The organism is Teichococcus coralli (genome assembly GCF_009829925.1).
GTDB lineage: Bacteria > Pseudomonadota > Alphaproteobacteria > Acetobacterales > Acetobacteraceae > Pseudoroseomonas > Pseudoroseomonas coralli.
Genome location: NZ_SNVJ01000013.1, coordinates 65422 through 87883, shown reverse-complemented (window position 1 = coordinate 87883; position 22462 = coordinate 65422). Strand labels below are relative to the sequence as shown.

The 22462-nt window shown below is 70.6% G+C and carries 17 protein-coding genes; 16 read left to right on the top strand and 1 reads right to left on the bottom strand.

Annotated elements, in window-relative coordinates; translation table 11 throughout:
* Nucleotides 1–4 precede the first annotated feature (4 nt).
* The 5 genes from E0493_RS15125 to E0493_RS15105 all read left to right on the top strand — a co-directional run bounded on the left by E0493_RS15125 (nucleotide 5) and on the right by E0493_RS15105 (nucleotide 5319).
* The gene (locus tag E0493_RS15125; protein ID WP_160938042.1) at nucleotides 5–1087 is read left to right on the top strand and encodes an NAD-dependent epimerase/dehydratase family protein; all 1083 of its coding nucleotides are present in this window, start codon (nucleotides 5–7) and stop codon (nucleotides 1085–1087) included.
* Nucleotides 1084–1650: a dTDP-4-dehydrorhamnose 3,5-epimerase gene (gene rfbC / locus E0493_RS15120; RefSeq protein WP_160938040.1), complete on the top strand. Its 567-nt coding sequence runs from the start codon at nucleotides 1084–1086 to the stop codon at nucleotides 1648–1650. The genes E0493_RS15125 and rfbC overlap by 4 nt, the downstream gene beginning before the upstream one ends.
* A gap of 18 nt (nucleotides 1651–1668) precedes the next feature.
* Entirely contained in the window at nucleotides 1669–2955 is a 1287-nt protein-coding gene (locus tag E0493_RS15115; RefSeq protein WP_160938038.1) for an NAD(P)H-dependent oxidoreductase, read from the top strand.
* 347 nt (nucleotides 2956–3302) lie between these two features.
* The gene (locus E0493_RS15110) at nucleotides 3303–4604 is read left to right on the top strand and encodes an outer membrane beta-barrel protein (RefSeq protein WP_160938036.1); all 1302 of its coding nucleotides are present in this window, start codon (nucleotides 3303–3305) and stop codon (nucleotides 4602–4604) included.
* A 160-nt stretch (nucleotides 4605–4764) separates the two neighbouring features.
* The gene (locus E0493_RS15105; RefSeq protein WP_367614521.1) at nucleotides 4765–5319 is read left to right on the top strand and encodes a polysaccharide biosynthesis/export family protein; all 555 of its coding nucleotides are present in this window, start codon (nucleotides 4765–4767) and stop codon (nucleotides 5317–5319) included.
* A 464-nt stretch (nucleotides 5320–5783) separates the two neighbouring features.
* On the opposite strand, the gene E0493_RS15100 is transcribed toward E0493_RS15105, so the two are convergent.
* The gene (locus E0493_RS15100) at nucleotides 5784–7973 is read right to left on the bottom strand and encodes a GumC family protein (protein WP_160938032.1); all 2190 of its coding nucleotides are present in this window, start codon (nucleotides 7971–7973) and stop codon (nucleotides 5784–5786) included.
* Nucleotides 7974–8495: 522 nt separating this feature from the next.
* Here E0493_RS15100 and E0493_RS15095 point away from each other — a divergent pair.
* The 11 genes from E0493_RS15095 to E0493_RS15045 all read left to right on the top strand — a co-directional run bounded on the left by E0493_RS15095 (nucleotide 8496) and on the right by E0493_RS15045 (nucleotide 22436).
* Entirely contained in the window at nucleotides 8496–9779 is a 1284-nt protein-coding gene (locus E0493_RS15095; protein WP_160938030.1) for a hypothetical protein, read from the top strand.
* Entirely contained in the window at nucleotides 9776–10642 is an 867-nt protein-coding gene (locus E0493_RS15090) for an aldo/keto reductase (RefSeq protein WP_160938028.1), read from the top strand. Before E0493_RS15095 ends, E0493_RS15090 begins: the two co-directional genes overlap by 4 nt.
* Entirely contained in the window at nucleotides 10639–12354 is a 1716-nt protein-coding gene (locus E0493_RS23920) for an FAD-dependent oxidoreductase (protein WP_160938026.1), read from the top strand. Before E0493_RS15090 ends, E0493_RS23920 begins: the two co-directional genes overlap by 4 nt.
* Complete coding sequence (locus tag E0493_RS15080; protein ID WP_160938024.1) at nucleotides 12351–13613, top strand: glycosyltransferase; 1263 nt, start codon at nucleotides 12351–12353, stop codon at nucleotides 13611–13613. Before E0493_RS23920 ends, E0493_RS15080 begins: the two co-directional genes overlap by 4 nt.
* 120 nt (nucleotides 13614–13733) lie before the next feature.
* Nucleotides 13734–14780: a class II aldolase/adducin family protein gene (locus E0493_RS15075; protein WP_160938022.1), complete on the top strand. Its 1047-nt coding sequence runs from the start codon at nucleotides 13734–13736 to the stop codon at nucleotides 14778–14780.
* A gap of 14 nt (nucleotides 14781–14794) precedes the next feature.
* Nucleotides 14795–16465, top strand: coding sequence for an NTP transferase domain-containing protein (locus E0493_RS15070; protein WP_160938020.1), 1671 nt, complete (start codon nucleotides 14795–14797; stop codon nucleotides 16463–16465).
* On the top strand, nucleotides 16410–17084 hold the full coding sequence (locus E0493_RS15065; protein WP_235913797.1) for a phosphatidylinositol-specific phospholipase C/glycerophosphodiester phosphodiesterase family protein: 675 nt from the start codon (nucleotides 16410–16412) through the stop codon (nucleotides 17082–17084). The genes E0493_RS15070 and E0493_RS15065 overlap by 56 nt, the downstream gene beginning before the upstream one ends.
* A complete protein-coding gene (locus E0493_RS15060) occupies nucleotides 17081–19189 on the top strand; it encodes a nucleoside/nucleotide kinase family protein (RefSeq protein WP_160938016.1) in 2109 nt (702 codons plus the stop codon). Before E0493_RS15065 ends, E0493_RS15060 begins: the two co-directional genes overlap by 4 nt.
* 9 nt (nucleotides 19190–19198) lie before the next feature.
* Nucleotides 19199–19948 carry an HAD family hydrolase gene (locus E0493_RS15055; RefSeq protein ID WP_160938014.1) on the top strand — a complete coding sequence of 250 codons (750 nt, stop codon included), beginning with the start codon at nucleotides 19199–19201 and terminating at the stop codon, nucleotides 19946–19948.
* A 47-nt stretch (nucleotides 19949–19995) separates the two neighbouring features.
* Nucleotides 19996–21120, top strand: coding sequence for a hypothetical protein (locus E0493_RS15050; protein ID WP_160938012.1), 1125 nt, complete (start codon nucleotides 19996–19998; stop codon nucleotides 21118–21120).
* Nucleotides 21120–22436, top strand: coding sequence for a hypothetical protein (locus E0493_RS15045; protein WP_160938010.1), 1317 nt, complete (start codon nucleotides 21120–21122; stop codon nucleotides 22434–22436). Before E0493_RS15050 ends, E0493_RS15045 begins: the two co-directional genes overlap by 1 nt.
* Nucleotides 22437–22462 lie beyond the last annotated feature (26 nt).

Sequence of the window (22462 nt, the reverse complement as noted above, 5' to 3'; positions counted from 1 at the left end):
CACCATGCGAATCCTCATCACCGGCAACATGGGCTATGTCGGGCCCGTTCTCGTCGCGCATCTGCGCCGCGCCATGCCGGAGGCCTATCTGGCCGGTTTCGACCGTGGCTGGTTCGGCCATTGCCTGACCACGCGCGACCCGCTGCCCGAGACCCTGCTGGACGAGCAGCGCTTCGGCGACGTGCGCGACCTCGGCGTGGAGGACCTGCGCGGCTTCGACGCCGTAGTGCACCTCGCCGCCATCTCGAACGACCCGATGGGGCAGCGCTTCGAGGCGGTGACGGACGCCATCAACCACCGGGCCAGCGTGCAGGTGGCCAAGGCGGCGGCCGAGGCGGGCGTGAAGCACTTCGTCTTCGCCTCCAGCTGCAGCGTCTACGGCTTCGCCTCCGAGGGCCGCGCCCGCGTGGAGGAGGACACCCTCAACCCGCTGACCGCCTATGCGCGCTCCAAGATCGACACCGAGAAGTCGCTGCGCGCGCTGGACAACAGCGGCATGGTGATCAGCTGCCTGCGCTTCGCCACCGCCTGCGGCATGTCGCCGCGCCTGCGGCTCGACCTGGTGCTGAACGACTTCGTCGCCGGCGCGCTGGTCAACAACGAGGTCAGCGTGCTGAGCGACGGCACGCCCTGGCGGCCGCTGATCCATGTGCGCGACATGGCGCGCGCCATCGAGTGGGCGATCCAGCGCCGGCCGGAGAATGGCGGTGCCTTCCTGACCGTCAATGTTGGCAGCGAGCGCTGGAACTACCAGGTGCGCGACCTGGCCGAGGCCGTCGGCCAGGCCATGGAGGGCGCCACGGTGTCCATCGCCACCTCCGCCCCGCCCGACAAGCGCTCCTACAAGGTGGACTTCTCCCTCTACGAGAAGCTGGCGCCGAACCACCAGCCGCAGGAAACGCTGGAAGGCGCCGTCGCCGAGCTGCGCGACCGCCTGCGCGAGCAGGGCTTCGCCGACCGCGACTACCGCAAGTCCGCCGCCATCCGGCTGGTGACGCTGGAGAAGCTGATCGCCTCCGGCACGGTGGACGGCAATCTGGAGCCGGCGGGCGCGCGGCGCGAGCTGCAGCGGGGAGAGGCCGCATGAAGTTCCACAAGGCACCGCTGCAGGATGCCTATGTGATCGAGATGGAGCCGCGCGGCGATGAGCGCGGCTTCTTCGCCCGGGCCTTTTGCGAGAACGAGTTCCGCGAGGCGGGGCTGGTCAGCCGTTACGCGCAGGTCAACAACTCGCTCAGCGTGCAGAAGGGCACGCTGCGCGGCATGCACTACCAGCTCCCGCCCGCCGCGGAAGTGAAGCTGGTGCGCTGCCTGCGCGGTGCGCTCTACGACGTGATCCTCGACCTGCGGCCCGATTCGGCCACCTACGGCAAGTGGTTCGGCATCGAGCTGAGCGAGGACAACCGCACCATGCTCTATGTGCCGCGGGGCTTCGCGCACGGCTTCGTCACGCTGCGCGAGAACACCGAGGCCTTCTACATGGTGAGCGACGCCTACATGCCCGGCGGCGAGCGCGGGTTGCGCTACGACGATCCGGAATTCGGCATCGAATGGCCGATTCCGCCTGCCGTCATCTCGGAGAAGGACCAGAACTGGCCGGCCTTCGACCCCGAGTTCCACGCCATTGAACGCCTGCGCGGCGTCCGCTGAAGGCGCAAGAGAACATCCATGATCTATGACAGGCTGCTCCGCGAGCGCGCCCAGGCTGGCAAGCCGGTGCGCGTCGGCATGTTCGGCGCCGGCTTCATGGCCCGCGGCATCACCAACCAGATCCTGAACTCCGTGCCCGGCATGGTGCTGGCGGTGATCTGCAACCGCAGCCCCGAGCGCGCCCGCGCCGCCTATGAGCAGGCCGGCGCCGGCGAGGTGGAGGTGGTGGAAAGCAAGGCGGCGCTGGAGGCCTGCATCCGCGATGGCCGGCCGGCGATCACCTCGGACCCGATGCTGCTCTGCGAGGCCGAGGGGCTGGACTGCCTGATCGACGCCACCGGCGCCATCGAGTACGGCGCCGAGATCAGCCTGGCGGCGATCAGGAACCGCAAGCCGATGGTCTCGATGAACGCGGAGCTGGACGGCACCGTCGGGCCGCTGATCAAGCGCAAGGCGGACGAGGCGGGCGTCATCTTCACCGGCGCCGACGGCGACCAGCCGGGCGTGCAGATGAACCTCTACCGCTTCGTCGTCTCGATCGGGCTGACGCCGCTGGTCTGCGGCAACATCAAGGGCCTGCAGGACCCCTACCGCAACCCGACGACGCAGGAAGGCTTCGCCAGGCAGTGGGGGCAGGACCCCTACATGGTGACCAGCTTCGCCGACGGCACCAAGATCAGCTTCGAGCAGGCCATCGTCGCCAACGCCACGGGCATGACGGTCAACAAGCGCGGCATGATCGGCGCCGACCACCGCGGCCATGTGGACGAGCTGACCCAGGCCTATGACATCGACATGCTGCGCGAGAAGGGCGGCATCGTGGACTACGTGGTGGGCGCCAAGCCGGGCCCCGGCGTCTATGTGCTGGCCACGCATGACGACCCCAAGCAGAAGCACTACCTGAACCTGTACAAGCTCGGCACCGGGCCGCTCTACAGCTTCTACATTCCCTACCACCTCTGCCATTTCGAGGTGCCGCTCTCGGTGGCGCGGGTGGTGCTGTGCCAGGATCCCGTCATCCAGCCGATCGCCGGCCCGCGGGTGGACGTGGTGGCCACCGCCAAGGTCGATCTCAAGGCCGGCGACGAGATCGACGCGCTGGGCGGCTACAAGACCTATGGCCAGTGCGAGACCTATGCCGAAACCCGCGCCGGGCGGCTGCTCCCGATCGGCATCGCGGTCGGCTGCCGGCTGAAGCGGGACGTCCCCAAGGACGCCGTGCTGACCTATGACGACGTGGAGATCCCCGCCGGCCGGCTGATTGACCGCCTCCGCGCCGAGCAGGACGAGGTCTTCCCGGCCTGATCTCCGGCCGCTCCGGGCGGGCGGCCAAGTTCGCAAAGCCCGCCGGCCAGGCAGGCGCGCGCAGACCCCGGCGTGCCTGCCGTCCCCCCCCCAAAGGCCGGCGGACCTGATGCCGTGCCCCCGCCCTCCCCAGCGGGTGCACGGCATCACCATGGCAGAAATCCCACAAGTGGTGACTTCCTGGCCGCGGCTCTACCGGACAGCCTTGATTAAGTCGCTTTTCGTGAGACAATCCGATGCCGCGTCCATTCCGGTGCGGGTCAGGGGCAGAATCGGATAAGGTCGCCATTATGTTTCTGCGAAACGGTTCCGCTGGGAAAGAAACGACTTCCGCTGCCCGCGGCCGCGTGGCCTCCCCGTCAACCCGCGAGCCCTCCCGCGCTTCCCGCCTGGCCGCCTGCCTGCCGCGCGTGGCGCTGCCGGGCGCGCTGCTGCTGCTGCCCGGCCTTGCCGCCGCGCAAACCCAGACCATCGGCCCCGAGGCGACGGCGCGCGGTGTCACCGTGCAAACCCGCCCGCGCCCGGATTACGACCCGGCCGGCGTGCGCCTGGGCGCCTTTCGCATCGACGGCTCGGTCGAGGCGGGCATGGGCTATGACGACAACATCCAGCCCTCCCTCCAGAGCGAGCCTTCGGACGGCTTCTTCACCGAAAGGCTGAATGCCTCGGCCGCCAGCCAGTGGACGCGCCATGCGCTGGGGCTCAACGTCACGCAGAGCACGCGCCAGTACCTCCAGTACAACGACCTCAACTGGAACGACTACAGCGTCGGGCTGAGCGGCCGCTACGACATCGGCCGCGCCTCCTCGCTGAACGCGAGCTACACCCACCTGCGCAGCCATCTCGACGTCGATGACTTCGAGCTGCAGCAGGGCGGCATTTCGCGCCCGCTGCCCTATGACAGCGACGTCTTCCAGGTGGGCGGCACGGCCACCTTCAACCGCCTCGCGCTGTCCACCACCCTGAACTACACCACCATCCGCTACGACCGTCAGCAGAACAGCGGCGGCTTCCAGAACGACGCCCAGGACGACTACGACTCGAAGGCCGCCGAGATCCGTGGCGAGTACAGCCTGGTGCCGGGCCGGCGGATCGTCGCGCTGGTCCGGCTGCAGGACATCAGCCACACCGAAAGCAGCCAGAGCGGCAGCGACTCCTTCACCTGGGAGGGCCAGGGCGGCTTCGACTACGACTTCGACGGCCTCTGGGCCGCCCGGCTGCTGGTGGGCTATCGCCAGCGCGACTACGAGCAGCCCGGCCGCAAGTCGCTGACCGGCCCCGCCTTCGAGGGCCAGCTGATGTGGATGCCCACGCAGCTCACCACCACCACGCTTGCCATTCAGCGCACCATCGAGGAATCGATCCGGAACGACAATGTCAGCTACACCCGCACGGCGGCGAGCCTGACGGTTGACCACGAGCTGCGGCGCAACCTGATCCTCACCGGCAGCCTGCGCGCCGAGCACCGCGACTACCCTGACGTGGGCACGGTGACGGATGGCATCGTGCTGGTAGGCGCCCAGCTCCTGCTCAACCGGAACATGGCGCTCACCGCGGACTACCAGCACACCGAGCGGCTGAGCGCGCCGGAGGGCTACCGCGAGTACGGCATCAACCAGGTGGCGGTGCGCCTGCGCTTCGCGTTGTAACGATTTGGCGAATTCGGCGGGCCGCCTGAACCCTTCGCGTTCACGGCCAAGCTTCGCTCGGATACAATATGTTGGCTCGTCCAAAGATTTATCATCCGGGGGTTCGCCCATGTCCCGTTTTCGGTCTCTAGCCTCAGCCGCGCCGGTGGCGCTGCGTGGAGTGGCACTTGGCGTTTCGCTCCTGGTGGCCGCCTGCGCCTCGCCGGGTGCCGGCCTGCCGCCGCTCCCGCAAACAGCCAGCAGCACAACCACCACCTATAAGCTCGGGCCTGGCGATCAGGTGCGCGTGACGGTGTTCAACGACCCGCGGCTGACCGGGGAGTTCCGCGTCAGCGACTCGGGCGTCATCGCCCTGCCGCTGGTCGGCGCCGTTCCGGTCGTGGGGCGCACCACCACCGAGGCGGAGCAGTCGATCGAGCGGGCGCTGCGCAGCCGCAACCTGTTCAACGATCCCTCGGCGGCGGTGGAGGTCCTTCAGTACCGCCCCGTCTTCGTGCTCGGCATGGTCGAGCGCGGCGGCCAGACGCCCTACCAGCCCGGCATGTCGGTGCTCTCGGCGGTGGCCACCATGGGCGGCTTCAACTACCGCGCCATCGACGACTACGTCTCCATCACCCGTCTCGACCAGAACGGCGTGCCGCAGGAGTATCGCGGCGAGCGTGATTCGCTGCTGCAGCCGGGCGACGTCATCACGGTGTTCGAGCGCCGCTTCTGAGCCTGCCGATACCGGCAAGGCTGGCTTGAAGGGCCGGGGAGCGGAAGCTCCCCGGCCCTTTCGCTTGCGCGCCGGGACTTCGGGGCGGTTCACGCGGGCGGAGCTGGGGGAGAATGAATTCCCTCCCCCCAGAACCCCCCTCTTCTTTTCCAGCAACTCTCCAGGGCTGGGGGCCCGAGGCCCGCGCCAGAGGTGAAGCCGCCTCGGCGGCCCCGGCCACGGGGTGGTCGGGACCGACTTCGCCGCATGCGAGGCTGAAAGCCGGCGGAAGAACCAGGGTTCGGACGCGCTGCCGCCGGTGGGGCCTTCCCTCCTCCCGGCATGTCCTGCGCCGCGAGGAGGCGTTGCGCTGGCGGCAGGCGAACCCGCCGCAGGCCCGCCGGATCAACGTGACAAGGCGGAAAAAAGAGGGGGCGGGGAGAATTCCTTCTCCCCGCCCCCTCCAGCACGATCCAGGAACAGCCTCAGGCGGTCGGTGCCGGCAGGCGCTTCAGGTCGGGCGAGCTGCTCTTGGCATAGCCCTCGTAGTAGCCCAGCGGGTCCAGGCGGCCCGGGCGCACCCGGGTCATCACGGTCGCCACGCGGGCGCGCATGGAACGCGGCAGGCGCCGCATCGCCTCAATGACGACGGTGCGGGAAGCCCGTTCCCAGCCCACGGCGAAGAGCACGGCATCGCTGTGCTGCGAGAGCACCACCGCGTCGGCCACGCGCATGATCGGCGGGCTGTCGAGCACCACCAGGCGGTATTCGCGGCGTGCGCGGCTCACCAGCTCGGCGAACTGGCGGGACTCGATCAGCGCCTGGGGGTTGGAGGAGGAACGGTCGGAGAGCAGCACATGCAGCCCCGAGCGCTCATCCACCTGCACCGCGTCCTCGAAGCGGGTTTCCCCGTTCAGCACGGCCTCGATGCTGCGGCCCGGCGGCGGCGCCCCGAAATGGGAGGAAAGCTGCGGGCGCCGCATGTCGGTCTCGATCAGCAGCACACGCAGCCCGTCCGCGGCGGAGAGGCGGGCCAGGGAGGCGGCGACGGTGCTCTTGCCGTCACCGGCCTCCGAGGAGGTGACCAGCACGGTGTTGGCCGGCCCCCCGCCGGCGACCGCCTGCATGCTGAGGCGCAGCGCGCGCAGCGTCTCGGCGATGCCGGACTGGCCCTGGTCGAGCACCACGGCCGGCATCCGGTTCTTCCGGCTGCGGCCGAGCGCCGGCAGGCTGCCGACATTCTGCACGCCGGTGATGGTCACCAGGTCCTGCACCGAGTTGATCGTGCCGTGCAGCAGGCGGCGCAGCACCAGGAAGCCACCCACCAGGAAGAGCGCGGCGAAGCCGGTGAAGGCAGCGACAACGGAGGCGGGCGGGCCGCTCGGGCGGAAAGGCGCCACGGCCGGGGAGATCACGCGCGCCATCGGGAACTGCGCCGAGGCGAGGCGGGTCTGCTCCGCGCGGGTCAGGAAGGCCTGGTAGATCTGCCGCTTGGCATCGGCCTCGCGCTGCAGCTGCATCAGGCCGACCTCGGCCGTGGCGCTGGTGCGGGCGGTCTTGACCGAGCTGTCGAGGGCGGACTGCGAATCGGCCAGCCGGTCGCGCGCGGCATCCACGTCACGCCGCAGCGAGGCGACGATCTTGTTGATCTCGGCGCCGATCTGCCGGCGGACGTCGCGCAGCTCGGCCTCGGCGGCCAGCCGGTCGGGATGGCGGGAGCCGAGGCGCTGCGCCAGGCTGGCGGCGCGGGAGCCGATCTCGGCCTCGCGGTCGCGCAGGCTCTGGATCACGTTGGAGCTGAGTGTCTCGCTGGCGGCATTGCCGTTCTGGCCGGAGCGGAGCGCGCTGTCCAGCGCCGCCTGGGCGCGGGACAGTTCCTGCCGGGCCACGGCCAGGCGGCCCTGCTGCTCGCTCACCTGCACGCTGGTGACGGCGCCCTGGGCGGTCTCCAGCAGGCCGCTCTGGCGGCGGTAGTCCTGCACCTTGCGGTCGGCGCCCTCAACCTCCTCGCGCAGGGCGTTCAGGCGCTCGGTGAGCCAGACATTCGCCTGCAGCGTGGTGTCGCGCTTGGCCATCACCTCCTGGGAGATGTAGCGCTCCATCAGCGTGTTGACGACGTCGGCCGCTTCCTTCGGCGAATCCGCGAAGTAGCGCACCGCCACCACGTTGCTGTTCTCCGTGGTGCGGATCTCGATGTTCTTCTGCAGCTTCTCGACCGCCACGCCGACCCGGTCGGTGGGGCGCGCCGGCTCCTCGCCGGCCCCGCCGAGCGGGACGGAGGTGCCGAGCGTCTCCCCCGCCCAGCCGTTCAGCGAGGTGACGGCGGAATGCACCCAGGCGGTCACCGGCGTCAGCAGCGCCGCCAGCATGCCCGGCGGCTCGTCCGGCTGCTCGTTGAGCCCCAGCGAGCGGACCACGTCCTCGGCCAGCTGGCGCGAGCGGAGGATGTCCGCCTCGGTGCGGACCCGCGCGGGGCCGGGGGCGTTGAGCGCGGCCATCTGGTTCAGCTCGGGGATGGCCTGCTCGCGGCTCTCCACCAGCAGCAGGCCCTCGCTGGCGAAGCGGTCGGGCAGTGATTTCGTCATCGCGAAGCCGAGCAGCGCGGCGACGATGACGGAAAGGGCAAGCGTCAGCTTGCGCCGCCACAACAGACTCAGGAGATCAGTCAGGCGCATATCGTTTGCCTCATGAGGCCACTTCGACAATCTCGGTGCTGGTCACCCGGAGCCGTGCAGAACAGCCATGCAGGGCATGACAACGGCGCAGCCAGGGGTCCTATGTGCTTTCACTAAACATGAACGGAGCAAGCCTGTCCAAATAATCATCTCACGCTCACACGAACGTGGCTGGAGATCGAAAAACTGCCTCGGTACACAACCAGAGGCGTGTTCGAGGATCACGGATCGGCTTTCTTTGCTTGTTTGCGCCGTGGGCAACCAGGCTGCCGCTCAGTGCGACAAAAGGAAGCGAACCTGATGCGCCGAGTGCCTGGAGGACGGAATGCTCGTGTTCTTGGCTGCGTTTCCGTTGCACGGAACGCGGTTCTCCCCGGCTCGCGGGGAGGCCCGCTCCTGGGGCCGAATTTGCCGGTTGCGGGGGGCTGAGGCAATGGCAGCTCACGCAACTTTTGGTGCGGCCGGTCTTGGTGTGACAGGTTTGGGTGCGGCGGCTTTGGGCGCGGCGGGGCGCGCAGGCCGATGATGCCGCCCCTTGCCATGGATGGCGCTGGGCTCCACCAGGGCCTTTCCGCCGATGAGGGCGAGGCGGCGGTGGTCCGGCGTTGCCTGATCACCGCGCTGTTCGCCTCCATCTTCCTGCAGCGCTTCGCGCTTCCGATTGGGGATGACGGCCTCGCCATCAACCTGCTGGTGACGGTTTTCGCGCTCATGGTGATGGCGGTGCGCGGGGCGATCACCCTCGACCCCGTGCGCACCGTGCTGTTCTTCCTGCTGGCCGCGGCGGCCTCGCTGAGCACGGCGATCAATGCCGGCTTCGCCTCGGTGCCCTCTCTGGCGCTGTTTCTACTGATTTACGCGCCCTTCATCCTTTCCCTGCGCAACAGCGAGGGGGTGTTCGAGGCCTGCGTGCGCGCCTTCCAGGCGATGGTGCTGGTTTGCGCCTTGTTCGGCATCCTGCAGTTCGTCACGCAGTTCGTCATCGGCAACCCGATTCCGTTCAGCTTCAAGGGGATCGTGCCGGACTGGCTGCTGCTGCCGGGGTTCCACACCGCCAACCCGCTGAGCTGGAACTCGCCCTACTTCAAGAGCAACGGCTTCTTCCTGGTCGAGCCCTCGACCTTCTCGCAGTACCTGGCGATGGCCGTCATCCTGGAGCTGCTGTATTTCGGGGTGACCTGGCGGCTGCTGGTCTTTGGGCTGGCGCTGCCCACCTCCTATTCCGGCACCGGCCTGGTGCTGCTGCTCTTCATCCTGCCCTGGCTGCTGCTCCACCTGCGCGCCTATGGCGCCATCGCCGGCGGGCTGGTGCTGCTGGTGGTGGCCCTGGTCACCGGCAGCCTGTGGAACCTGGACGCGCTGCTCAGCCGCGTGAACGAGTTCGGCTCGGAGGGATCGAGCGCCAATGCCCGCTTCATTGCCGGGGCCTGGGTGGTGGGCGCCTTCCTGCTGGACTCGGCGAAGGACGTGATCTTCGGCTTCGGCCCCGGCGCCTACCCCCAGTATGTCAAGCTGGTGCCCTATGAGGCGCATGACCCGGCCTGGGTGAAGATGGTCTTTGAATACGGGCTGCTCGGCTCGGCGGTGTTCTGGCCCTTCTTCCTGATCTCGCTGTTCCGCGGCGTTCCGTCGCGCTGGGTGGCCTGGTCCGTGCTGATCGGCTATCTCACCTTCGGCGGCATGCTCCTCGACCCACGGCTGCATGTCTGGATCCTGATCTTCTGCGTGCTGCCGAAACGCCCGTCCGCCGCCTCCGTCCAGGCCCGGGACGACTGGACCTCACCCCTGATGCGGCCGGTGTCATGACGCTTCCCACCCTTTCCCTCGGGCCACGCAGCGGGCTGCGGGCCTCCGCCATCGGGCTTGGCTGCAGCCGCCTCGGCTCGACCCTCGGCGGCTGCACCGACGCCGCGGCCGAGCGGCTCGTGCGGCATGCGCTGGAGTCCGGCGTCACCCTGTTCGATACCGCCGACATCTATGGCCAGGGCGAGAGCGAGCGGCTGATCGGCGCCGCGCTGCGCGGCCGGCGCGAGGAGGCCGTGATCGTCACCAAGGCGGGGCAGCGCTTCACCCCCGCCCAGCGGATGGCGGCGCTGGCCAAGGCGCCGCTGCGGCAGCTCGCGCGGCGCCTGCCCGGGTTGAAGGAGGCGATCGCCAGCCGCCGCGCCGCGCCGTTGCCGCGCGACTATTCGCCGGCGCACCTGCAGCGGGCCATCGAGGGCAGCCTGCGGCGGCTGCAGGTGGAGCGCGTCGATCTCTTCCTGCTGCACAGCCCCTCGGCCGCCGTGGTCGAGCGCGCCGAGTTCTCCGGGCTGCTCAACCGCCTGGTGCAGGAGGGCAAGCTGCGCGCCTGGGGCGTCTCCTGCGACGACGCCGAATGCGTTCGCGCCGCGTTGCGCCTGCCCGCCGTGGCGGCGCTGCAGGTTCCGCTGGAGCTGGCCGAGGCCCTGCGGCCGGAGATGGAAGCGGCGGCGCGGCAGGGCGTCGGGCTGATGCTGCGCGAGATCTTCGCCGGCCGGCCGGCCACCGCCGCCGCGCGCGAGGCGGCGATCCGCGCGGCGCTGGCCTTGCCGCAGTCGCTCGCGCTGGTCGGCACAACCTCGGCGGCGCATCTGGACGAGGCGCTGGGCTTCGCGCAACGCACCCGGACGGTGGAAGCTGCAACGTGATCCTTGACGCTCTCTCCCTTCCCCCCGGCGCCGTGCTGGAGGCGGATCTCTGCATCGCCGGCGGCGGCGCGGCGGGGATTTCGCTGGCCTGCGCACTGGAGGGCTCCGGCCTTTCCGTGCTGCTGCTGGAGGCCGGTGGCCGCAAGTTCGACGCCGCCGCGCAGGATGGGCTGAGCGGCGAGGTCGCGGAAGGCAGCGTGCATTCGCCGCCGCACATGTACCGCCGCCGCGTGCTGGGCGGCGCCACCTCGATCTGGGGCGGCCGCTGCGTGCCGTTCGATCCGATCGACCTGGAGCGCCGCGCCTGGGTGCCGGAAAGCGGCTGGCCGATCGGCTGGGAGGCGCTCAGCGCCTGGTACCCGAAAGCGCAGGCGTATTTCGAGGCCGGTGCCTATGCCTATGGCGTGCCGGAGGCGCTGGGGCCGGAGGCGCCGCCCACCATCGCCGGCTTCCACGACCCGGACATCACGGCGGACCGCGTCGAGCGCTTCAGCCGGCCGACGGATTTCGGCAAGGCCAATGCCGCGCAGCTGGCGGCCTCGCCGCGGGTGCGCGTGCTGTTGAACGCCCATGCGGTGCGGCTGGTGGCGGATGGCGGGCCGGTGGAGGTGCTGGAAGGCGCCAGCGCGCCGGGGCGCGGCTTCACCGTCAGGGCGCGGCGCTACGTGCTGGCCACCGGTGGCCTGGACGTGCCGCGGCTGCTGATGGCTTCCGATGCCTCCCGCCGCGGCGGGCTGGGCAACGAGGGCGGCGCGCTCGGCCGCTTCTACATGTGCCATGCCGAGAACACGCTGGGCCGGCTGCGCCTGCTGCCGGCGGACCGACCCGTCGCGCTGGATTTCGAGGTCACCGCCGACGGCACCTATGTCCGCCGCAAGTTCGGCCTTTCCGAGGCGGCGCAGCGGCGCGAGGGGCTGCTCAACACCATCTTCCGCCTGCACTACCCGCTGATCGCCGATCCCGCGCATGGCAGCGGCGTGCTTTCCGCCATGTACCTGGTGAAGGACGCCATCCTGCCGGAATACCGCCGCAAGCTGGCGACCATCGAGATCGCCAATCGCGGCCGCATGACGCGCGATACGCGGTTCTGGCTCGCGCATGCGGCGAATGTGCTGCGGGACTCGCCGGGCGTGCTCAACTTCGGCCAGAAATGGCTGCGCAAGCGCACCTTCGCCAGCCGCAAGCTGCCCTTCGTGGTGGTGCGCGCGCGCGACGGCAGCTATCCGCTCGACGTGAATGCCGAGCAGGTGCCGAACCCGGACAGCCGCGTCACCCTCGGGCAGGAGAAGGACGCCTTCGGCCTGCCGCGCCTGCGGGTGGACTGGCGGCTGCACCCGGCGGATGTGGACAGCCTGGTGCGCACCATGCGCCTGGCGCGCGACGCCTTTGCCCGCTCCGGCGTGGCGCGGCTGGACTTCGACGACGCCACCCTCGAGGCCGAGGTGCGCGCCTCCACGCCTGTCGGCGGCCACCATATCGGCACCGCGCGCATGGCGGAGTCGCCGCGCCAGGGCGTGGTGGACGCCAACTGCGCCGTGCATGGCGTGCCCAACCTCTACATCGCCAGCTCCGCGGTGTTCCCGACCTGCAGCCATGCCAACCCGACGCTGACCATTGTCGCCCTGGCGCTGCGGCTGGCGGACCACCTGAAGGCCGAGGCGGCGCGGGATGCCGCGCCGGCGGCCGGCCGGCTGGCGGAGCTTGCCGAATGACCCGTTGCCTCTGGCTCGCCCGTGCCCTTCCCTTTCCCTGGACCGCGGGGGACCGCATCTACACGGCCAAGCTGGCCGGCGCGCTGGCCGGCGCCGGCGTGGAGGTCACCTTCGCCGGCTACGCCGCCGAGGTGCCGCCGCAGCCGATGCCGGGGATCACCTGGCACACCGTGCCCGGCGCGCCGCGCGCGCGGCTGCCGGCGCTGGCCAGCCGGATGCCGCTGGTCGCCGCGCGGCACGACACGGCCTCCTATCGCGCCGAGCTGGCGAAGCTGGCGCGGCAGGGGCCCTGGCAGGCCGTGGTGGTGGACCAGTACGGCATGGGCTGGGTGCTGCGGCACCGCCACCTCTTCGCCGGCAGCAATCCGGTCTTCGTCTTCGTCACGCATGACCATGAGGAAAGCGTGACCGAGATGCAGTGGCGCGATTCCGGCAACTCGGCCGGCAAGCGCCTCTACCTCGCGCAGAACTGGCTGAAGACGCGCTGGTTCGAGCGCTGGATCGCACGGCAGAGCGACCTCGTCACCACCATCACCCAGGCGGATGCGGAGCTCTTCGCCGCCAACGCGCCGGGCGTCGCCATGCTGCCGCTGGTGCCGGGCTACGACGGCGTGCGCGTGGCCGCGCGCAGCATCACGCCGGAGACGCCGCGCGCGGTGGTGCTGTTCGGCTCCTATCGCTGGTCGGCCAAGCAGGCGAACCTGCGCATCTTCCTGGACAAGGCCGACCCGGTGCTGGCGCGCGCGGGCGTGGCCATCCAGGTGGTCGGCGACATGCCGGACGAGCTTCGCCGCACGCTGGAAGGCCGCTACAAGGCGGCGCGCTTCACCGGCTTCGTGGAGGATCCCGCGCCGCATCTGGCCGGTGCGCGCATGGCGGTGCTGGCGGAGCCGATCGGCGGCGGCTTCAAGATGAAGCTGCTGGAATACGTGTTCAACCGCGTGCCGGTCGCGGCGCTTTCCGTCTGCGCCAGCGGCCTGCCGGACGCGGTGCAGGCCGAGATGCTGCTGGAGCCGGACCTGGACGGGCTGCTGGAGCGCGTGCTGCGGCGGATCGACGACATGGCGACGCTCAATGCGCAGCAGCAGCGGGCTTTCAGCGCGGCCGAGCACGCCTTCGACTGGCGTGAGCGCGGCCGCTGCCTTCGTGATGCCATTCTCGCGCGGCAGGAAGGGCCGCAAGCGGGCGCCGAAGGCGCCGCGGCGATCCATGGCAGTCCTACCCGTGTCAAGGAGACGGTCAGCGGCGATCGAGCCTGACCCCACGACTTCAGCAGGATAAACCGCAATGACGGAACCGAGGCCCGAGCCGGCCGCGCGCGCCCTGCGCCCTTCCTTCGGGGCGGCGGGCGCCGCGTGTCCGGCAAACGGTGCGTGGCGATGAGTGGCGCGCCCCTCACCGACCCCGCGCTCTCCGCACTGGCCGCCCTTTCGGCGCGGCTGGGGGCGGAGCGCAGCCTCATCCAGGGCGCCGGCGGCAATACCTCGCTCAAGCGCGGCGACGCGGAGCTGTGGGTGAAGGCCTCCGGCACCTGGCTCGCCGCGGCGGAGCGCCAGCCGATCTTCGTGGGCCTCGACCTGGCCGAGCTGCGGCGGCGCATGGCCGCGGACGAGGCGGAGCCGGCCATGCCGGCGCGGCTCGACCCCGCCGGCGCCCTGCGCCCCTCGATCGAGACGACGCTGCACGCGCTGCTGCCGCATGCGGTGGTGGTGCACGTGCATTCCGTGAACGCCATCGCCTTCGCGGTGCGGCGCGACGGGCCGGAGCTGGTGGCGGAGCGGCTGGAGGGGCTGCGCTGGGCCTGGGTGCCCTATGCCAAGCCCGGCCTGCCGCTGACCCGCGCGGTGCAGGCGCGGCTGCAAGGGGCGCCGGACGTGCTGGTGCTGGGCAACCACGGGCTGGTGGTGGGGGCCGGGAGCACCGAGGCCGCCGAAGCGCTGCTGGCGGAGGTCGAGCGCCGGCTGGCGGTTCCCGCCCGCCCGGCGCCGGCGGCGGACCTGCCGGCCCTGGAGCGGCTCGCCGCCCGCTCGGCCGGGCGATACCGGCCGGCGCGGCTGGCCGAGGCGCATGCCGCCGCCACCGATCCGGCCAGCGCCGCGGCCGCGGGGCGCGGGTCGCTCTACCCGGACCATGTTGTGTTCCTGGGAGCCTCGCCGCTTCCCGTGCTGCCGCCGGAGCGGGCCGAGCCCTGGCTGGCGGCCGCCGGCGGGCACCTGCCTGCGCTCCTGCTGGTCGAGGGCGCCGGCGCGCTGTTGCGCGCCGATCTCGGGGCCGGCGCCGAGGAGATGGCGGCCTGCCTCGGCCTGGTGCTGCCGCGGCTTGACCCGGCCGCGCCGCTGGTCTTCCTGAGCGCCGGGCAGGAAGCCGAGCTGCTGGACTGGGACGCCGAGAAATACCGCCAGTCGCTCAACACCGCCGAACAGTGACGGAACCACCCCCCATGCAGATCGTCATCCCGATGTCCGGCTTCGGCGAGCGCTTCCGGCGCGCGGGCTATGCCGTGCCGAAGCCGCTCATCGAGGTGGACGGCAAGCCGATCATCGCCCATGTGCTGGACCTCTTCCCGGGCGAGGCCGACGTCACCTTCATCTGCAACGCCGACCACCTCGCCGAGCCCTCCTACCGGATGGAGGCGATCCTGCGGCAGCTCTGCCCCACCGGGCGCATCCTGGGCATCGCGCCGCACAAGCTCGGCCCGGTGCACGCCGTGCTGCAGGCGGCCGACGGGCTCGACCCGGACCGGCCGGTGGTGGTGAACTACTGCGACTTCACCTGTTTCTGGGACTGGCAGGACTTCAAGGCCTTCGTGCAGGAGACCAACTGCGCCGGCGCCATCCCCGCCTATCGCGGCTTCCACCCGCACTCGCTCGGCTCCACCTTCTACGCCTATCTGCGCGAGGAGAACGGCTGGGCGAAGGACATCCAGGAGAAGCAGCCCTTCACCGACCGGCCGATGGAGGAATACGCCTCCAGCGGCACCTACTACTTCGCCTCCGCCGCGCTGATGCGGAAATACTGCGAGGAGACGATGCGGCAGCAGATCCAGGTGAACGGCGAGTACTACGCCAGCCTGGTCTACAAGCCGATCTTCGCCGACGGGCTGCCGGTCGCGGTCTATCCGCTGCAGCACTTCATGCAGTGGGGCACGCCGGCCGACCTGGAGGAGTACCAGCGCTGGTCGCGCGCCTTCGCCGGCCTGGTGGACGCGCCGATGCCGCCCGCCCAGGAAGGCACCGTGCTGGTGCCGATGGCCGGCGCCGGGCAGCGCTTCCGCGATGCCGGCTACGACGAGCCGAAGCCGCTGATCGCCGTCTCCGGCCGGCCGATGGCGGTGCAGGCCGCCGCCGACCTGCCCTTCGCGCCGCGCACGCGCTTCATCCTGCGGCGCGACCTGCCCGCGCTCGACGCCATCACCGCGGCGCTGGCGGCCGGCGTGCCGGGCTGCGAGACGGTGCTGCTCGACACGCTGACCGACGGCCAGGCGCGCACCTGCCTCGCCGGGATGGAGGGGCTGAACCCCGAACGGCCGCTGACCATCGGCGCCTGCGACAACGGCGTGCTGTTCGACGCCGACGCCTTTGCCGACCTGATGGCCGAGGGCGGGCCGGACGTGCTGGTCTGGGGCGTGCGCGGCCATCCCGCCGCCAAGCGCAAGCCCACCGCCTACGGCTGGATCGAGGCCGGCGAGGAGGGGCGCATCCGCCGGGTGGCGGTGAAGGAGCCGCTGAGCGACCCGGCAACCGACCCGATCGTCATCGGCGCCTTCACGTTCCGCCGCGCGCGCGACTTCGTCGCCGCGGCGGAGCGGATGATCGGCCGGGAAGCGCGGGTGAACGGCGAGTTCTACATCGACACCTGCATCAACGACGCCGTGGCGCTGGGGCTGGACTGCCGCCTCTTCGAGGTGGCGCACTACCTCGGCTGGGGCACGCCGGACGAGTTGCGCACCTTCGAATACTGGCAGTCCTGCTTCCACAAATGGCCGCAGCACCCCTACCGGCTGGAGCGCGACCGCCGCGTGCCGGCGCCGGCCGTGGCAGCGCTGGAGGCGCGCCATGCCGCGACCCGGCCGCCGCGCCCGCCGCGCGCCGCCGCCTGGCAAGCATCCTGACGACCGCGCCACCGCCGGAGCACGACCGATGATCCTGATCGCGCATCGCCGCAACACGCTGGAGCAGCTCGCCGAGACGCCGACCGAACACGGCGTGGAGGTGGACATCCGCAGCCAGGGGCCGAAGCTCGTCATCCACCACGACCCCTTCGTGGCGGATGCGCTGGACTTCGAGGAATGGCTCGCCGCCTACCGCCACGGCACGCTGATCCTCAACGTCAAGGAGGAGGGGCTGGAGGACCGGCTGCTGGCGCTGATGGCCGCGCGCGGCATCGAGGACTTCTTCTTCCTCGACCAGTCCTTTCCCTTCCTGGTGCGCACCGCCAGGCGCGGCGAGCGGCGCTGCGCCGTGCGCGTCTCGGAGTTCGAGTCGATCGACACGGCCCTGACGCTGGCCGGCAAGATCGACTGGGTCTGGGTGGACTGCTTCACCCGCTTCCCGCTCGACCGGCGCGACGCCGCGCGGCTGCAGGAGGCCGGCCTGAAGCTCTGCCTCGTCTCGCCCGAGCTGCAGGGCCGCACCGGCGAGGACGAGATCCCCGCCTTGCGCGCGCTGCTGGCGCGCGAGGGGATCACCGCCGAGGCGGTCTGCACCAAGCGCCCCGAGCAGTGGCGTTGATCCCGACCGATCTCCGCCGCAACCCCTGGTTCCATCTCGGACTGGCGCTGCGGATCGCGGCGATCCTGCTGCTGGTGCCGGCGCTGCAGGCCGGCTGGTACACGCCGTTCATGGCGCGCAGCCTTGCCGCGCCGACGCTGGACCCCTGGAGCCGCTACCTGCAGCAGGTGGGCGAGCTGCCCGCCTTCTTCGCCGGGCCGGTGATGTACCTGTTCCACGCGCCCTTCGTGGCGGTGGGCATGCTGTTCGACTGGGTGGCGGGCAGCGGCTCGACGCTGGCGCAGATCGGCCTCGGCCTCAGCCTGCTGGTGGCGGATTACGGGCTGCTGCTGGCGCTGCGGCACATGCAGCAGGGCTCGGAGGACCGCCTCCTCCTCGCCTACTGGCTTTCCCCGCTGGTGCTGTTCATCACCTACTGGCACGGCGACACCGACGTGGTGCCGACGGTGCTGATGGTGCTCTCGCTGGTGCTGCTGCGGCAGGGCCAGCCCGGGCGGGCGGGCGTGATGCTCGGGCTCGGCATCGGCGCCAAGATCAGCATCCTGGCCATCCTGCCCTTCCTGGTGGTGTTCCTGTGGAGCCACCGGCGCCACCGCGACACCCTGCCGCGCTTCCTGGTGAGCACCGGCCTCGTCTCGGCGGTGCTGGTCGGGCTGCCGCTGCTCTTCTCGCCGGCGGTGCAGCAGATGCTGCTGGTGAACCCGAAGCTGCTGGTCGCCAATCCCGGCATGATCTCGATCCTCGACGTCGACATCACCGCCGGCGCCGGCCACAAGCTCTACATCATGCCGGTCTTCTACCTGCTCGGCCTCTACGGCGCCTGGCAGGTCGGGCGGATGAACTTCAACCTGCTCTACACGGTGCTCGGCGTCGTCTACCTCGCCGTGCTGCTGCTGACCCCCTCGGCGGTCGGCTGGTACATGTGGGTGGTGCCCTTCCTGGTGGCCTACCGCCTGCGCGCCGGCCGGCGGGGCGCGATGCTGGTGATGGCCTTCGCCACCGCCTTCATCGTGCACAAGCTGATCGTCACGCCGATGCCGGGCATCCCGCTGCTCGGCCTGGCGCCGGGGCTGACGCCGCTGATGCCGGAGGACGCCACCTGGGCGCTGCGGCTCACCTCCTTCGCCTTCTCGGTGCTGACCGGCATCGGCATCGTGCTGGCGCTGAACATGCTGCGCCGCGGGCTGGAGGAGAACGACTTCTTCGGCCTCTCGCAGCGGCCGCTCGCCATCGGCATCGCCGGCGACAGCGGCACCGGCAAGGACACGCTGGCGCTCGCCATGGCCGGGCTGTTCGGCGAAGGCGCCGTCACCGGCATCTCCGGCGACGACTACCACCTGTTCGAGCGGCGCGGAAAGCTGTGGCAGGCCTTCACCCACCTGGACCCGCGCGCCAACGACCTGGAGGCCTTCACGCGGGACGCGCTGCAGCTGATCGCCTGGCGGCCGATCCTTTGCCGACACTACGACCACGCCACCGGCCTCTTCACCCCGCCGCGGCGCATCCAGGCCAGCGACCTGGTGATGGTGACGGGGCTGCACGCGCTCTATCCGATCGCGCTGCGCGAGCGGCTGGACGTCGCCATCTATCTCGACATGGACGAGGCGCTGCGCCGCTTCTTCAAGCTGCGGCGGGACGTCCTGCAGCGCGGCCACAGCCAGGAGAAGGTGCTGGCCTCGATCGAGCGGCGGGTGCCCGACTTCCAGGACTTCGTCCAGCCGCAGCGGGAACATGCCGACGTCGTCTTCTCCCTGCTGCCGGCGGACCCGGAAGCGATCGAGGACCCGGGCTATCTCGGCCCGGTGCCGCTGAAGCTGCGGGTGCAGATGCGCCGCGCCACCAATCTCGACCGGCTGGCGCGTTACCTGATCGCGCTCTGCGGCGCGCAGGTGGACGTCTCGCAGGCAAGCAGCCAGGGGATGGCGGAGCTGGTCGTGGACGGCAGCGACGTGCAGCCGGAAGATATCGACATGACCGCGCGCCAGCTGGTGCCGGAGCTGGAGGAGCTGCTCGCCCGCAATCCCGCCTGGCAGGCGGGGATGACCGGGATGATGCAGCTTGTCGTCCTGCTTCAGCTCGCCGAGCTGACGCCGAAACGCCGCTGAGGAACGAGGATGCGACTTCTGAACCCCGACGCCACCCGTGAAAGGCCGCGGGCCATCCTCTTCGACCTGGACGACACGCTCTACGCCTATCGCCAGCCGCATGAGCGGGCGATGGCGGCGGTGCGCATCAAGGTGGAGCGCTCGCTGCGCGTCAGCGCGCCGCAGTTCGATGAGGCCTTCGGCCAGGCGCGCAAGGCTGTGAAGGCGGCGCTGGGGGAGACCGCCAGCGCGCATAGCCGGCTGCTCTACTTCCAGCGCACCATCGAGATCCTCGGCCTGAGCAGCCAGCCGGCCATGGCGCTCGACCTGGAGCAGACCTACTGGCGCACGCTGCTCACCACCGCCCGCCTCTACCCCGGCGCGGAGGACACGCTGATCGAGTTGCGCGCCGCCGGCCTGCCGCTGGCGCTGGTCACCGACCTCACCGCGCAGATCCAGTTCCGCAAGCTGATCTACTTCGGCATCGACCGCTATTTCGACGTTGTCGTCACCTCGGAGGAGACGGGGGTGGACAAGGTCGGGCTGCGGCCTTTCGAGGCCGCCGCCGCCAAGCTCGGCATCACCCGGCAGGACCGGGTCTGGTTCATCGGCGATGCCGAATGCGACGTGGTGGCGAGCAAGCAGGTGCTGAACGCCGCCACCTTCCAGAAAGTGCATGACCGCAGCGGCCACAACCAGCTTCACGAGGGCATCGACGGCACCTTCCACGCCTTCGCGGATTTCCGCGACTGGGCGCGCGGCATCGTCGGTCCGGCCTGAGGAGCGGCGGGCATGCGGGCGCCCCATCCAGCGCGGAGCAGAATCCCATGAGGGAGTTCGTCGTCACCGGCCGCGAGGACCTGTACCGCCTCAAGGCGATGCACGGTCTCTCGCGCGTGGTGGTCGAGACGCGGCGGCTGATCTACCGCAACCTGCTGCCGCATGCGCTGAAATATGCCGCCTGGGCGCTGGTGCCCGGCGGCACGCTGCTGGTGCGGGACGCCTCGCCCAACGTCTTCGACCTCTGGCCACGCTTCGTCTCGGGCAAGATGGTCCGGCAATGGACCTTCAAGCTGCTGGCGGGCGAGGCCGAGCTGGTGCGGCTGGACAGCGCCGCCGGCGAGATCGAGCTGCGCCGGATCCGGCCGCCGACACCGCCGGGCTGGGGCGCGGGGGTGGTGTTCTCCGGGCAGGAGGCGGAGTTGCCGCGGCTGCGGCAGTGCCTCGACGCGCTGCTGGGCCAGCCCGAGCTGAGCGCGGAGCGGCACGGCGAGATCGTGGTCTGCGGCCCGGCGGCGGCGGGCGACAGCATCAGCGGCTACCGCCAGGTGCGCTACCTGCCCTACGAGATGCCGCCCGGACCGCGGGTGATGATCTGCGGCAAGAAGAACGCGCTGATCCGCGCCCTGCGCGGCCCGCGCGTGCTGGTGCTGCACACCCGCGTGCTGCTGGCGCCCGACACGCTGCGCCATGTGCCGGAGGAGTTCGAGATCATCGCGCCCCGGGTCTTCGCTGACGGGCCGGGCGGGCGGGAGGACTACCTCTCGCTCGGCGTGCATGACCCGAGCCTGCCCGGCCAGGCGCCGCGCCTGACCCCTTCCAGCCTGCGCCGCGTGCCGGCCGAGCGCTATCTCGACCTCTACGCCGAGGGCACGCCCTATGTGGATGGGGGGGTGTTCATGGTGCGCAAGGACGTGCATGCGCGCTGCCCGCTCAACGAGGACGTCGCCTGGGACGAGGTGGAGGACCTGGAGTGGTGCACCCGCGCCCTCGCCGCCGGCTTCCTGATCGACCTGGCGCCGGAGGCGAACGCCATCTCGGTGGTGGCCAAGCTGCGCTCGCCGTCGCTGCCGCCGCAGGTTGTGAAGTGGCTGCGCAGCGGCAAGTTCGCCGCCCATGCCGGGCGCCACCGCCTGCGCGACCGGATCGAACGCCTGCTGGAGCGTCGCTGATGCTGAGCAAGAAGGCGGCCCGCAAGTCGCTCACCTTCTTTGTCCTGAAGGCCGCGAACACGGGCCTCGCCACGCTCTGGAGCTTTCTGCTGGCCTACAGCCTGGTGCGCATCGTGGGGCTGGAGAGCTACGCCTTCTTCGCCACCGTGATCGCCTTCGCCTCGCTGATCCTGCAGGCCGACCTGGGCATCTCCATCCGCCTGTTCGGCCAGTTGCGGGAGAACTACCTGCACCCCGAGAACAGCTCGCGCGCCGATCTCGGCAGCGCGGTGGCGGCGGCGCTCTGGTCCTATGCGGCGGTGGCGGTGGCGGCCACCGGCATCTTCGCCGCCGCCGTCTGGGGCTTCGGCCTGGGGGACGCGCAGTACCGCCCCATCTACCTGCTGCTCTTCGCCGGCTCGGTGCTGCCGCTGCCCTGGATGGTGCTGCGCCTCGCCACCAACGCCTTCGACGCCTATGTGCTGACCGAGGCGATCGACTGCGCACGCCGCACCCTGCTGCTGGCGCTGACCGCCGCGCTGGTGGTCGGCCTGCCGCTGATGGCCTATGCGGCGAGCTTCGTGGTGCTCTGGCTGTCCGGCCTGGTGGTGCTCTTCGTCGTCGCGCGGCGGCGGCTCGGCTTCCTCAGCGGCGCGCGGATCGGCCGCGGCTTCCGCACGCTGCGGGGGGACCTGCACGGCATCGCCGCCTCCGCCGCGCTGTCCTTCTCCGAGTTCCTGATCCTGATCTTTCCCTACTACGCCATCCCGCTGATGCACGGGGACGCGCTGGCGCTGGTCGCCTTCGACATGTTCTACAAGGTGACCCGCTTCGCCACGACGGCCTACTTCACCGTCACCGAGACCATGCTGCCGCACCAGACCCGCGCCTGGCACGCCGGGGACGCGGCGGCGCTGCGCCGCTGGACGCGCATGGCCTTCGCGGTCGGCGCCATCCCGGCGCTGGCGGGCGCCGCCGTCATCGGCCTGTTCGGGGACCAGTTCTTCGGCGTGCTGCTCGGCCATCCCGGCGTCGTCTCGCCGGGGATGCGGGCGGCGATCTGCGCCATGCTGGCGCTGATGCTGGTGCAGGTGTCGAGCGGCATGGTGCTGGCCGGCATCGGCCGCCTCGCCGCGCTGGCCCGCCGCGCCTCGCTCACCCTCGCCGCGATGCTGGTCTTCTCGCTCGTCACGGCGCTGCAGGGCTGGTCAATCGAGCGCTTCATCGCCGGCTACGTCTTTCTCTACGGCTGCGAGGCCTTCTCCTACCTGCTGCTGCTGCGGCGGATGTTCCAGGAAGCCGACCGGACGCCGGAAGGCGTGCCCCAGCGGGCCTGAAGGGCAGAGCCGGGGGAGAATGAATT

What these genes read in the sequence shown, in the direction of transcription:
- E0493_RS15125 (WP_160938042.1), top strand. Translation starts at nt 5, where the DNA reads ATGCGAATCCTCATCACCGGCAACATGGGCTATGTCGGGCCCGTTCTC.
- rfbC (WP_160938040.1), top strand. Translation starts at nt 1,084, where the DNA reads ATGAAGTTCCACAAGGCACCGCTGCAGGATGCCTATGTGATCGAGATG.
- E0493_RS15115 (WP_160938038.1), top strand. Translation starts at nt 1,669, where the DNA reads ATGATCTATGACAGGCTGCTCCGCGAGCGCGCCCAGGCTGGCAAGCCG.
- E0493_RS15100 (WP_160938032.1), bottom strand. Translation starts at nt 7,973, where the DNA reads ATGCGCCTGACTGATCTCCTGAGTCTGTTGTGGCGGCGCAAGCTGACG.
- E0493_RS15095 (WP_160938030.1), top strand. Translation starts at nt 8,496, where the DNA reads ATGATGCCGCCCCTTGCCATGGATGGCGCTGGGCTCCACCAGGGCCTT.
- E0493_RS15090 (WP_160938028.1), top strand. Translation starts at nt 9,776, where the DNA reads ATGACGCTTCCCACCCTTTCCCTCGGGCCACGCAGCGGGCTGCGGGCC.
- E0493_RS15080 (WP_160938024.1), top strand. Translation starts at nt 12,351, where the DNA reads ATGACCCGTTGCCTCTGGCTCGCCCGTGCCCTTCCCTTTCCCTGGACC.
- E0493_RS15075 (WP_160938022.1), top strand. Translation starts at nt 13,734, where the DNA reads ATGAGTGGCGCGCCCCTCACCGACCCCGCGCTCTCCGCACTGGCCGCC.
- E0493_RS15070 (WP_160938020.1), top strand. Translation starts at nt 14,795, where the DNA reads ATGCAGATCGTCATCCCGATGTCCGGCTTCGGCGAGCGCTTCCGGCGC.
- E0493_RS15065 (WP_235913797.1), top strand. Translation starts at nt 16,410, where the DNA reads ATGCCGCGACCCGGCCGCCGCGCCCGCCGCGCGCCGCCGCCTGGCAAG.
- E0493_RS15055 (WP_160938014.1), top strand. Translation starts at nt 19,199, where the DNA reads ATGCGACTTCTGAACCCCGACGCCACCCGTGAAAGGCCGCGGGCCATC.
- E0493_RS15050 (WP_160938012.1), top strand. Translation starts at nt 19,996, where the DNA reads ATGAGGGAGTTCGTCGTCACCGGCCGCGAGGACCTGTACCGCCTCAAG.
- E0493_RS15045 (WP_160938010.1), top strand. Translation starts at nt 21,120, where the DNA reads ATGCTGAGCAAGAAGGCGGCCCGCAAGTCGCTCACCTTCTTTGTCCTG.